Here is a 12,404-nt window from a genome sequence, read left to right as displayed (position 1 = left end):
CCTATCGCCGATGCGGGAAGGCATTGAGGGAAATGCCTTCCCGGGTGGGTGCGAGGCGGGGGCGATCGTTGAGGAAATCATCCGGGTAGTAGGCCAGATTCAGTACTCCGCGGCGCATGAGACGCTCCATCCAGTCGCGCAGGGTTTCGCTGGCCACCCATCGTCCCTCGCCGCGCCAGTCGCGTGCCTGTAGCTCGAAGACCACGTTCTCGAAACTGCCGGCCTGCGACTCGACAGCCTCCGCGAGCTGGTCGAGCCACACGTCGGCTGGCAGTTCTGTTCCATCGAGCCAAGGCATGGCCATGAGGACCGTCTCGTCGTAGGCCTCCAGGAATGCCGGCAGCGATTGGGCAAAGCGGGCCTCGGCGCTTGGATCGAGCACTACCCGGGCATAAAGGTTGCGTCCCACCCGAAAGTCGAGGGAATGGTTGACCTGGTACGCAAGCCGTTGCGTAACCGCCTTGCCGAAATCGATCAGGGCCTGCGTCTTGCGTTTCGGGGTCAGGTCGCAGTCGGTGATTGGGGTGTTCGTGCCGGGCCATTGCGCCTCGCTGCGGCAGGCGCTCTGGTCCTCGTGGGCGGCAAGGTAGGCGTCGTCGTGGATCAGCACCCCGGCAATCCCGCTGGCCGCGCGGCCGAGGTCGGCATAGATTTCGCCGACAATTTGCTCGGACTCAGGTAGAAAGGGGCTCAGCCGTCGGTAGTCCGCTTGGGCCGGTACGGCCTTACCGTCGGAGCCAACTCGGCTGACGGACAGTCCCCGCTTGCGTTCGGCATCAGGAAGATCGAAGGCCAGCAGAGGCATCCAGGCATAGACCCGCACGCCCGCGCGGGTGCGCAGTTGCCAGGCTACGCGGTTGAACAAGTCGGCCCGCACCGGCAGATGCCGATTGGGGAAATACACCTCGGCGGCATTGCCGTCCCCGTCGGGATCGGCGAAAGCTTGCAGATAGACCGTGCGGACCTCCATGGCCTTGATGCGGTCAAGCAATATCCCGAGATTGCTATTGGTCTGGCTCGGATCGGGGTCGTAGACGTAGTCGAGGTCGACATGCACCGCGCGTTGTGGCGAGGGCTGGTTAATTGGATGCTCGCCAGCCGGGCGTGCTGCGCTGGCGACCTCGACGGGGTCAGGATCGTCCATCAATAGTGCTCGGGAAAACGTTTCCGCCTGCGGTGTGTTTAGCGGTGTGCCCCCTAGCGAGAACGACCAGGGCATACCGACTTCGGCGGCGATGGCGTCCACTTCCCGACTATGCGCGCCGTAGGGCCAGACGATGGCGCGGGGTGCCCGCCCGGTCAGCGATTCGATCATTGCCCGGCTGCTTTGAAGATCCTCTCGTATGCGCTGGCGGAAGGCCGCGTCGCTCTCGTATTCGCCAGTCTCTGGGTGGAAGCGTCGGGTGATGGCCGCCGGTTGGCTGTTGCCCTGCGGATTACCAAGGATGCCGCGGTGCAGGTCGTGGCTGTGGCTGGCGAACTCGACCAGACCGGAATCTTGCATTTCCCTGATCTGGGCCGGAGTGACGAATCCTTCGGCCCCGAGGGGTTGGTTATTGTAGGTAACCGTGGTGACGGTCTTCTTTACTTCCGCTGAGTTGTCACCGAAGTTTTCTGGTGTGTACGTAATTTCGCTGCCTTGCCAGACGGTCTCCAGCCAGCCGGTCTGTAGTGCGAACAGGGCGGGGTAATCGAAGGCCTCCAGCAACGGAAAGACATGGCTGTGTAGGCTGGCCAGACCATCATCGAATGTCAGTAATACAGCGTTCTCCGGCAGTTGTGTGCCGCCTGACCGCGCCTCGGCAATCTGATCCAGCGAGACCGGTTGCCAACCGTTAGCGGCCATCCAGTCGAACCATGCGACCAGGCGAGCGGTGCTGACGGCGTAAGGATCGGCATCGCGTCCCGCAATCACGTCATCGCGGACATCGTGATAGCAAAGGGCCATGAACTCGCCGTCCGGCACTTCGGGAAAGGCGGCCAAGGCGTTGCCGGTGAGCAGCAGGCCGGTGATCAGGAGGCTGAGTCGTGTCATCCAGCGTGTCATCAGAAGATCCCCTCTACCCCGAACAGGCCGTAAAGCCGACGCTCGCGCTCACCGTCATAGGCCATGCTGGACCAGCCCACGCCGTAACGCACCGCCCAGCGTCGGTTGAGGTTCCAGCGGTGCTCGTAGCGCAGCTCGATCACGGGGTCGCTGCCGAAATCGGCCTGGTATCCGATGCCCGTAGCAGCATGGAAATGCTGAGTGAAGGCGCGATCGTAGCGGCGCCAGGTGATCCAGTCGTGGTCGATTCGCACCGAGGCGCTGCTGGAATTTTCTGGGTTGTAGTACGGCCCGTCCGGCTGGCTGTTGTGCTGGTAGAAGAGGTCGCCGCCCAGGTCGGTAGAGTGGTGCGGCCCAGCCAAAACCCGGCGGGTCACGCCGGTGCCCAGCGACAACCGGCGATTGCCGTCGTCGATGGAGAGCAGACCGGTGCTGGCGTAGGCCGACAAGGATTCGGAAGCGCGCCAGTCAATTGAGGCGTTCGCCGACCAGCCCTCAAGGCCGGCCTCCGTGGCACGCAAGGGCGTCTCCATGGAATGAGAGTCGCCCTCGACGCTCAACTGCCAGTGGTCGTTGAGCCACTGCGACCAACCGGCGGCCACTCCGGGCTCGGCAGTGCCGAGGCGGTTGCGATGCACGGCCGCCCAGGCCTGCTTGCGATCGGCCGCCCATTCGACGCCCACAGCGACCCGGTCTTGCATGCCTTCGGTGTCTTCATAAGTGGCCGTTTCACGGCGGTGCTCGATGAAGGCCCGGATGCCATGTCCCGACCAGGGCGAGTTCAGCCGCGTGCGCCAGCTCTGATCGTCGTTGCCGGAGACCAGTGCGTCGCCACCACGGGTGCGGCCGACGGTGACCTCGCTTTCGATCGAGAAGCGATTGCGGTCGTCGAGCTCGTCAAGGTGTCGCCGGACGCGGACGTCGTGAGGGAAGTCCTCTGCCAGCCGGTTGACCTTCGTCTCCCAGACATCCCAGTGACCGAGGTCGCGGGCAACGCTGGCGCGCGCAAGCCGCGTTTCCAGCGCTTCCGGGGCCCAGGCCTCGGCTCGTTCCGTGAATGTCGTGGCCCGTTCGGGCCAGCCTCGCCAGCGGGCGATCTGGGCGCGCTGACTCCAGAGACCCGCATGCGCAGGGGCGGTGCTGACCAGTCCGCCACTGCGCCACCAGGCCTCGGCATCCTGTTGGCGATAGGCGGAATCGTTGACCAAAAGCTGGTCGACATCGACCCGTTCCCAATTGGCGGCGGGTTCTCTCCCGGGGGCAATAGTAAGCCACGCGGGTGTCCTGTCCGCCTGATCTCGCAACTCGGCCGCCCGCCCGTAGTCTTCCAGCGCAATCAGTGTGTAGTAGAGATCGAGTAGCAGCCTAAGGTCGGCTGGCCCTTGGGCTGGCAGCAGCGATTCGTACAAGGGTAGTGCCACTTCGGGCTGTTCCTCTGCCAGATAGGCATCCGCGGCGGCCCGTCGTGCGAATGGTGGCGGTGCCAAATCGGTCGGCAAGGCTTCCCAGCTGGCGATGGCTTCAGGCATCCGCTCTCTTTGCCGCAGCAGGTAGATTCGGTCGTAGAGCGCGCGGTGGTGTTGCGGGTGGTCCGTGGGGGCGCGTTCGATAAAGGTATCCAGCCGCTGCTGTGGGGCTTTCATGATCGCGTCGGCCGCTTGCGGTCGAGCGTCTGCGAGCAATTGGTCTCGCCGAGCGACCGCCTGTCGGATGTCGGCTGCAATGGCGTCGGCTTCGATCTGCAGTCGGACGTCGGGTTCGAACCGGGCCGGGCGTGCCTCGACGGCCTTCAGTGCACGTTCGGCGGCACCCAGTTGCCAGAGAGCCAAGGTCTGTTCCACGTAAGGTAGCCCCGCGTCGGGGTTGATCCGCCGGGCCTTGTTGGCCAGCGCCAGTGCAGCACGGGCCTGCCCGGATAGGCGCATGCCGTAGGCCATCATCGCCACTTCGCGCGCGGACTCGGGCAGCGGGTCAATGTCGCCGAGAACCTCGATAGCCGTGGTCGTGTCGCCGGCCTCTGCGCTGACTACTCCGTAGCGCACTCGTCCCGGGATGCCGAGCTGGCGATGGGAGTCGCGTAGCACGGCGGCTGCGTGCTCGAATTGCCGGGCATCACGCAGGGCGCCGGCCCAGGCAGGGTGGGCGTATTCTGGTATGTCGGTGGGGGAAAGGTCGGCTGTGCGCTTGAGGATGGCGACGTTATCGCCGGCCCGGCGGTAAAGGATGAGTAGATCGGCGAGGATGCGGGGGTCACCCGGATGGGCGGCATCGAGCTCTTCCAGGCGTGCGATGGCGCGTTCAATCTGGCCTTCGTGGGCTAGAGCCACGGCCGCCGTCCGGCTGGACTCGGCTAGCTCGTTGGCCAGGAGGAGCTCGGGTGGGGCAACCAGCAAGAGTGAAGCGAGGAGGAGCCCGGCAGCGGGGCGAATTCGGACGACACCGTTCTTGTCCCTTCCCATGCCTCTCCCTGTCCGGTTTAATCTGTTTGTCGTTATATTACAGAATCGGTCGGGCAACGCCGAATCATCGTGCGGGATAGCGACGGTTGGACTGTCAGCGCCCCGTGACGCTGGGCCAGCGCCAGTCTCGAATCTCAGGCATGTCCTCGCCGTGTTCGCGGATGTACTGCTCGTGCTCGATCAGCCGCTGTTCCATCTGCTGGCGCAGGTGGGCGCCGCGGACCTTGAGCCCGGGGACGCGCTCGATCACGTCGATGACCAGATGGTAGCGGTCGATCTCGTTCTTCACCGCCATGTCGAACGGGGTGGTGGTCGTGCCTTCCTCCTTGTAGCCGCGCACATGCAGGTTGTGGTGGTTGGTGCGCCGGTAGGTCAGGCGATGGATCAGCCACGGGTAGCCGTGATAGGCGAAGACCACCGGCCGATCTAAGGTGAAGAGCGAGTCGAAGGCGCTATCCGACAGGCCGTGCGGGTGCTCGCTCTCGGGCTGGAGTTTCATCAGGTCGACCACGTTGACCACCCGCACGCGCAGCTCGGGCAGGTGGCGGCGCAGCAGGTCGGTGGCGGCGAGGATTTCCTCGGTGGGCACGTCGCCGGCACAGGCCATCACCACGTCGGGCTCGAGGCCGTCGTCGCTGCTGGCCCATTCCCAGATGGACACCCCGGCCGTGCAGTGCTTGATCGCCGCGTCCATGTCCAAGTACTGGGGTTGGGGCTGTTTGCCGGCGACGATCACGTTGACGTAATCGCGGCTTTTCAGGCAGTGATCGGTCACCGACAGCAGGCAGTTCGCATCGGGTGGGAAGTAGACGCGGACCACGCTCGCCTTCTTGTTGACCACCAGATCGATGAAGCCGGGGTCCTGGTGCGAGAAGCCGTTGTGGTCCTGGCGCCAGACGTGGCTGGTCAGGAGGTAGTTGAGTGACGGCACCGGCGCGCGCCAGGGGATGTCGCGGCTGGTATCCAGCCACTTGGCGTGCTGATTGAACATCGAGTCGACGATGTGGATGAATGCCTCGTAGCAGGCGAACAGGCCATGGCGGCCGGTCAGCAAATAGCCTTCGAGCCAACCTTGGCAGGTGTGTTCCGAGAGGATCTCCATGACGCGCCCGCCGCGGGCGAGATGCTCGTCGGTGGGCAGTGTCTCGGCGTTCCAGGCCCGGTCGGTGACGGAGAAAACGTCGTCGAGCCGATTGGATGACGTTTCGTCCGGGCCGAACAGGCGGAAGTTGCGAGAATCCTGGCTGCGTTCGATCACGTCGCGCAGGAAGCGGCCCATGGCGCGGGTCGACTCGGCTTGGGTCTGGCCCGGTGAGTCGACGGCGATCGCGTAGTCTCGAAAATCGGGCAGGTCGAGTGGCCGGGACAAGAGCCCGCCGTTGGCGTGCGGGTTGGCGGACATACGCCGCGGGCCGGTCGGGGTGCGGGCGGTCAGCCAGGCTAACGGTTGGCCGTGTTCGTCGAACAGTTCCTCCGGACGATAGCTCTTCATCCAGGATTCGAGGATCTCGAGATAGGCGGTGTGTTCACGAACATGCTTCATCGGGACCTGGTGGGACCGCCAGGTATTCTCAACCGGCTTGCCATCGACCTCCTCGGGGCCGGTCCAGCCCTTGGGGGTGCGCAGCACGATCATCGGCCAGCGCGGGCGAGTGGTGTCACCCTCCTGGCGAGCCCGCTGCTGGATGGCGTGGATCTCGTCGAGCGCCTGGCCGAGCGTTTCCATCATCGCCGGATGCATGATCTCGGGGTCGTCGCCGCTGACGAAATACGGTTGGTAGCCGTAGCCGCGCAGCAGCGCCTTGAGCTCCTCTTCCGGGATGCGGGCGAGCACGGTGGGATTGGCGATCTTGTAGCCGTTGAGGTGCAGGATCGGCAACACGGCGCCGTCATGCACCGGGTCGAGGAACTTGTTCGAGTGCCAGGAGGTGGCCAGCGGGCCGGTCTCGGCCTCACCGTCGCCCACCACCGCGTAGACAACCAGGTCCGGGTTGTCGAAGGCCGCACCAAAGGCATGTGAGAGCACGTAGCCCAACTCGCCACCCTCGTGGATCGAGCCCGGCGTCTCGGGCGCGACGTGCGAGGGAATGCCGCCGGGGAAGGAGAACTGCCGGAACAGGCGTTGCATGCCCGGCTCGTCGCGGCTGACGTTGGGGTAGACCTCCGAGTAGGTGCCGTCGAGCCAGGCACTGGCGACCAGCCCCGGGCCACCGTGGCCGGGCCCGGTGAGAAAGATCGCGTCGAGATCGCGCGCGGCGATCTGGTGGTTCATGTGGGCGTAGATGAAATTGAGCCCCGGGGTGGTACCCCAATGACCCAGCAGGCGGGGCTTGATGTGTGACGGGGCCAAGGGCTCGCGCAGGAGCGCGTTGTTCAGCAGGTAGATCTGTCCCACGGACAGGTAATTGGCCGCACGCCAGAAACCGTCGATCGCCTTGATGTCGCTTTGCTGCATGGCCTTGTTCTCCGGGAGCCGAGTTCGTTCGAGGTGGATGTTGGCACCCACGCCCCGCATCAGAGCAACGGGATGTGTCGAACGGATGTCAGCTGGGCAAGGGCGGCACGAATCGGATGCCACGGCGGCACGGGCGATTCGCCGGGCCCGCAGGGCGATGCCGGACTCGTGCAGACCTTATCTAATCTCCTGTATCTGCCGGATCATTTCCCATTCCTCGTCGGCAGGCACCACCCAGATGCTGCTGGGGCTGTGTGGCTGATGCAAGGCCCGCACCCCGGGCTCATCTTGGCGGTTGGCAGCCGGGTCGAGCGCCAGACCCATTACGCCGAGGCCTTCGCAGACCGATTCGCGCACGACGATGTCGTGTTCGCCAATGCCGCCGGTGAACACCAGGGCGTCGAGCCGCCCCAGATTGACCAGGTAGCCACCGAGGTAATGGCGGATGCGATGGATGTACATCGCCAGGGCAGTGCTCGCCTGTTCGCTGCCCCGGTCGATCGCGTCGTGGATCTCGCGCATGTCGCGCGTGCCGCACAGCCCGAGCAGGCCGGATTCGTGATTGAGCAGCTGGTCGACCTCGTCGCTCGACAGGCCGCCGCGCCGCTCGAGCACGCCGGGGATGGCCGGGTCGATGTCGCCGGCCCGGGTGCCCATGACCAGGCCCTCCAGCGGGGTCATGCCCATCGAGGTGGCCACGCTGTGCCCGCCGCGAATGGCCGTGACGCTCGCCCCGTTGCCCAGGTGCAGCACGATCAGGTTGAGTCGAGCTGGCGGGTGACCGGTGGCCTCGGCGATGCGGCGCAAGGCATTGGCGGCAGAGAGGCCGTGAAACCCGTAGCGGCGGATGCCGAGTTCGTCCCGGCACCAGGCCGGCAGGGCGTAGTCGCGTGATTCCGGTGGCAGGTCCCGGTGAAAGGCCGTATCGAACAGAGCAAACTGGGGCGTTTCCGGAAAGAGGCGGCGCGCGGCCTCGATGCAGGCCGCCGCAAGCGGATTGTGCAGCGGCGCGAGCGGTTCGATCTCGTGCAGTGCATCGATCACCGCCTGATCGATTTCCGTGGGGGCATCGAAACGATCGCCGCCATGCACGACGCGGTGGGCTATGCCTCGGAACGGCCCGGCCTCACCCGGTGGCAGGGCAGTGAGCAACTCGTCGAGCGCGTGTGAATGAGCCACGCCGAGTGGGCCGCCGCCATCACCGAGGTCTTCGGCCGTGACCGCGTGCGTCCGGTTGCCGCTCGCATCGAAGATCGCCAGCTTGAGCGAGGACGAGCCGGCATTGATTGCCAGCCAGCGAGTGTCGTCCGGCCCGTCTGTCGCCATCGATCCGGCCCTCTCCGTGAGCGTGCGCAAAACCACCCCTGTTGGGGAAGGTCTGTCGATTCAATCCTAGCCGGAAAAGTCGGGGTTTGTCAGCAGGTTGTGCGCAATCTCGGTGTGACGGCCACGAAAAAAGGCGCGCCGGGTGGCGCGCCTCGAGGGAAGGATCGGCTTCGGGATTTGGCGAGTGGTTACTCGTCGTTCCCCTCGGCCACGGCATCCTGGATGGCCTTGAGGATCTTCTCGCCGCGCGGGCCGGCCATCTCGACGTACTGGTCGAACACCGGCTCGACGCTCTCGCGGAAGGTCTCGACCTGCTCGGAGGTCAGCTCGACGAACTCGATGTCGCTCTTGGACTTGATCTCCTCGGCCGCTTCACTGTTGAGCGTCTTCTGCACGTCCCAGATGAACGGATCGAGTTCCTTGACGGTCTCCTTGACGCTCGCCTGCATGTCTTCCGGCAGGCTCTCGAGGAAGCCCGGGCTCGTGATCACGGTGGACACGAACTGCGCGTTGCGTGCCTCGATCAGGTAGTCCTGTACCTCGTAGAAGCTCATGTCACGGATGGCGAACATCGGCTGGGTCTGCGCGTCGATCTGGCCACGCTGCAGGCCGCCGTAGATCTCGGAGTAGGCCATCGGCTTCGGGTTCGCGCCGTAGCCTTCGTAGGTGGCCAGCAACAGGTCGGACGGCTTGACGCGGATCTTGACGCCCTCGAAGTCTTCCGGCGTTTCGATTGCCTTGTTGGCACTCCAGACCATCCAGCCCTCGGGGACGATCGACAGCAGCTCGAGGCCCTTCTCGTTATAGGCCGCGCCCAGTTCCTCGTGGACGACCGGGTTGGCAGCGAAGATCTCCTCGTTGACCGAGTCGTCCTGCGAGAAGAGGAAGTGCAGGGTGAATGCCTGCGCCTCGGGGATGGTCGAGCCGACGTGGCCCGCCGAGGCGAAGGCGAACTGCATGGTGTTGTTCTGGATCTGCTGGGTGATGTCCTGCGAACTACCCAGCGTGCCGTAGGGGTAGATCTTGACCTCGACGTTATCGTGCGCGGCCTCGATCTCCTCCTTGAACTTCTCGGCGTATTTCCACTGCACGCCGCCCTTGGTCTCTTCCAGCGCGAAGCGCCAGACCTGCTCGCCCTCGGCACTTTCGGCGCCGTCGTCGGATTGGCCGCAGCCGGACAGTGCCATGCCGGCGGCAAGTGCCAACGCACCCATCCAGAGCGTGCCCTTGTGAAGGAATCGTGTGCTTTGCATACCGTTGTCTCTCCCTGGGGTTTTGCTTGTCGTTCACGGTGCAAGCGACCCGCACGCCGACGACGGGCGGGCACTCTAGTCCCCCAAGACCTTAGCACGTCCGCCGCCTGGCCCGTTGGACAGGCAAAGTCGGGCGCGACTACACTGCTACGCGAAGGTCGGGCGGCATCGAGCGGTCGTCGGGCCGCGTCAACCGACGCCGTCATTCCGGGACGTGCGCGTCTCGCGCAAAAGGGGAACACCAATGCCGCAAGCGCAGGGAAAGCTGTCCCGGTCGTTGCCGGGGCGGGCGCTGGTCCGCATGGACTGGCTCATTGGCTGGATCGAGAACATCGTTCTCTCGGGCGCCATCCTGTTGATGGCCACCATCAATATCGCCAACGTGCTGGGCGACAACCTCCTCAAGCAGGGGCTGCCGTTCGCCGGCGAGATCAACCAGGCCCTGCTGGTGATCATCACCTTTGTTGGGGTGGCCAAGGCCGCGCGCCACGGACGCAATATCCGCATGTCGGCGATCTACGACCAGCTCAAGGGTCCGTGGCGAAAGGGCGCGAACATCGTCATCACCACCGGCTCGGCGGCCGTGATGTTCTATCTGGCCTACTACGCGGTGATCTACGAGATGCAGGTGCGGTCGATCGGCCAGGCGACCCCGTCGCTGGGGATTCCCATCTGGATCCTCTACCTGCTGGTACCGATCGGGCTGTTTCTCGCCGGCCTGCAATACCTGCTTACGACCGTGCGCAACCTGACCTCCGAGGAGGTCTATCGCTCGTTCATGGAGCGTGAGGTCTACGAGGAAGCCGATCTCAATGCCGCCGAGAGCGGCGAGCAGCGGGATGATTCGAGCATCGACCCGAGCAAGGAGAGCCGCTGATGCTGACCCTGATGTTCATCCTGATGTTCCTGCTGCTCCTGATGGGCTTTCCCATGATGGTGCCGCTGATCGTCGGCGCGCTGGCATTGCTGCTGGTCTCCTTCCCCGACGTGGGCCCAAACCAGCTGGTGCAGCAGATGATCGGCGGTGTGCGCCCGTCGGTGCTGGTGGCGGTGCCGATGTTCATCCTCGCCGCCGACATCATGACCAAGGGGCACACGGCCAATCGCCTGCTGGATCTGGTGCGGGCCTTCATCGGCCACCGCCGCGGCGGGCTGCCGATCACCACGGCGGTCACCTGCACCCTGTTCGGGGCGGTCTCCGGCTCCACCCAGGCCACCGTGGTGGCGATCGGCACCGCACTGCGCCCGAAGATGCTCAAGGCCGGCTACAAGGACAGCTTCACGCTTGCCCTGCTGGTCAACTCCTCGGATATCGCCCTGCTGATACCCCCCTCGATTGCGGCGATCATCTACGGGGTGGCCGCGAACGTCTCGGTCGGCGAGCTGTTCATCGCCGGTATCGGTCCCGGCGTGGCGATCATGCTGATGTTCTCGGTCTACAGCTGGTACGTCTCGCGCCGATGGGGCATCCCGCCGGAGGAGCGCGTCGGCTGGGCCGGTCGATTGAAGGCCCTGCGCGGGGCGATCCTGCCCATGGGCTTCCCGGTGGTGGTGCTCGGCGGCATCTATTCCGGGCTGTTCAGCCCCACCGAGGCGGCGGCGATGTCGGTGCTTTACGCGGTGATCCTGGAGATGGTGATCTACCGCTCGATCAAGCTCTCCGACCTGCCGGGCATCGCGCTGTCGACCGGGCTGATCACGGCGGTGGTGTTCATCCTCGTCGGGGCCGGGCAGGCGTTCTCGTGGGTCATCTCGCTGGCGCAGATCCCTTCGGAGCTCCTCGGGCCGATCCTCGATCAGGTCGCGGCGAACCCGACCTACCTGCTGATCCTGATCGCGGTGTCCTACTTCGTCGCCTGCATGTTCGTCGATCCGATCGTGGCCATTTTTGTGCTCACACCGATCTTCATGCCGGCCATCCACGCATCGGGCGTCGACCCGGTGCTGGTGGGCACGCTGGTGGTATTGCAGTCGGCGATCGGCTCGGCGACACCGCCGTTCGGCTACGACATCTTCACCGCGATGGCGGTGTTCCGACGACCCTACATGGACATCGTCCGAGGCACGCCGCCGTTCATCATCATGCTGATCACGATGACGGTGCTGCTGATTTCCTTCCCGCAGATCGCGCTGTTCCTGCGCGATCTGGCCTTCTACTGATCCCTAGCGCTCGGCACGCAGCCGGCGGTCGGCCTCGGCCAGCCGCTCGGGCGTACCCACGTCCAGCCACTCGCCCCGATGGTGGTGCGCGCAGCCCAGTCCGTTGGCGATGGCTGCACGGAGCACCGGGCCCAACGCCTGACGGCCCGGCGGCAGGTCGTTGAACAGGGCGGGGTCGAACAGAGCGATGCCGGAGTAGGTCAGCGCCGCGGTTGATGCGCCCCCGAGCCGTCCGGTCTCGTCGAGGACGAAATCCCCGCCCGGATTGTGTGACGGGTTGTCGACCAGCACCAGGTGGAACCGGCAGTCGGCGCCCAAGCGGCGGTTGGCCAACGCGGCGTAGTCGATGTCGGAGAGCACGTCGCCGTTGACCAGCAGGAAGCGCTCTCCCAGTCGGTCGAGTGCCTGGCGAATGCCGCCAGCGGTCTCCAGCGCGTCCTCGGCCTGTTTGCCTTCCACCGAATACTCGATCGTCAGTCCCCAGCGCTCGCCGTTTCCGAGATGCGCGCGGATCTGTTCGCCAAGATGGGCCAGGTTGATCACCACGCGCTCGATGCGGGCCGCGGCCAGGCGTTCGAGGTGATGCTCGATCAGCGGCTTGCCGCCTACCTCGATCAACGGCTTGGGGGTGTGGTCGGTCAGCGGGCGCAGTCGTTCGCCGCGACCGGCGGCCAATATCATGGCCGTAGTCTTGCGGGCATTCG

The 12,404-nt window shown here is 65.1% G+C and carries 8 protein-coding genes; 2 read left to right on the top strand and 6 right to left on the bottom strand.

Annotation, left to right across the window (positions count from 1 at the left end; translation table 11 throughout):
* Position 1: 1 nt before the first annotated feature.
* The 5 genes from pgaB to dctP all read right to left on the bottom strand — a co-directional run bounded on the left by pgaB (position 2) and on the right by dctP (position 9,540).
* Complete coding sequence (gene pgaB / locus VWP12_RS01350) at positions 2–2,035, bottom strand: poly-beta-1,6-N-acetyl-D-glucosamine N-deacetylase PgaB (RefSeq protein WP_410474924.1); 2,034 nt, start codon at positions 2,033–2,035, stop codon at positions 2–4.
* 11 nt (positions 2,036–2,046) lie between these two features.
* A complete protein-coding gene (gene pgaA, locus VWP12_RS01345) occupies positions 2,047–4,506 on the bottom strand; it encodes a poly-beta-1,6 N-acetyl-D-glucosamine export porin PgaA (protein WP_410474278.1) in 2,460 nt (819 codons plus the stop codon).
* Between the two features lie 94 nt (positions 4,507–4,600).
* Positions 4,601–7,021, bottom strand: coding sequence for a phosphoketolase (locus tag VWP12_RS01340; RefSeq protein ID WP_410474277.1), 2,421 nt, complete (start codon positions 7,019–7,021; stop codon positions 4,601–4,603).
* Between the two features lie 117 nt (positions 7,022–7,138).
* The gene (locus VWP12_RS01335; RefSeq protein ID WP_410474276.1) at positions 7,139–8,287 is read right to left on the bottom strand and encodes an acetate/propionate family kinase; all 1,149 of its coding nucleotides are present in this window, start codon (positions 8,285–8,287) and stop codon (positions 7,139–7,141) included.
* 188 nt (positions 8,288–8,475) lie between these two features.
* Positions 8,476–9,540 (bottom strand): TRAP transporter substrate-binding protein DctP, encoded by a 1,065-nt coding sequence (gene dctP / locus VWP12_RS01330; protein ID WP_410474275.1) that lies wholly within the window; start codon positions 9,538–9,540, stop codon positions 8,476–8,478.
* A gap of 244 nt (positions 9,541–9,784) precedes the next feature.
* On the opposite strand from dctP, the gene VWP12_RS01325 reads away from it, so the two are divergent.
* Positions 9,785–10,417 (top strand): TRAP transporter small permease, encoded by a 633-nt coding sequence (locus VWP12_RS01325; RefSeq protein WP_410474274.1) that lies wholly within the window; start codon positions 9,785–9,787, stop codon positions 10,415–10,417.
* Positions 10,417–11,700 carry a TRAP transporter large permease gene (locus VWP12_RS01320; protein ID WP_410474273.1) on the top strand — a complete coding sequence of 428 codons (1,284 nt, stop codon included), beginning with the start codon at positions 10,417–10,419 and terminating at the stop codon, positions 11,698–11,700. Before VWP12_RS01325 ends, VWP12_RS01320 begins: the two co-directional genes overlap by 1 nt.
* 3 nt (positions 11,701–11,703) lie before the next feature.
* On the opposite strand, the gene murU is transcribed toward VWP12_RS01320, so the two are convergent.
* Complete coding sequence (murU, locus tag VWP12_RS01315; RefSeq protein ID WP_410474923.1) at positions 11,704–12,381, bottom strand: N-acetylmuramate alpha-1-phosphate uridylyltransferase MurU; 678 nt, start codon at positions 12,379–12,381, stop codon at positions 11,704–11,706.
* Between the last annotated feature and the right edge of the window lie 23 nt (positions 12,382–12,404).

The organism is Guyparkeria sp. TX1, from assembly GCF_046523965.1.
Classification (GTDB): domain Bacteria; phylum Pseudomonadota; class Gammaproteobacteria; order Halothiobacillales; family Halothiobacillaceae; genus Guyparkeria.
Note: the sequence above shows the minus strand (reverse complement) of the source record. Positions and strands in the feature narration are given on the sequence as shown.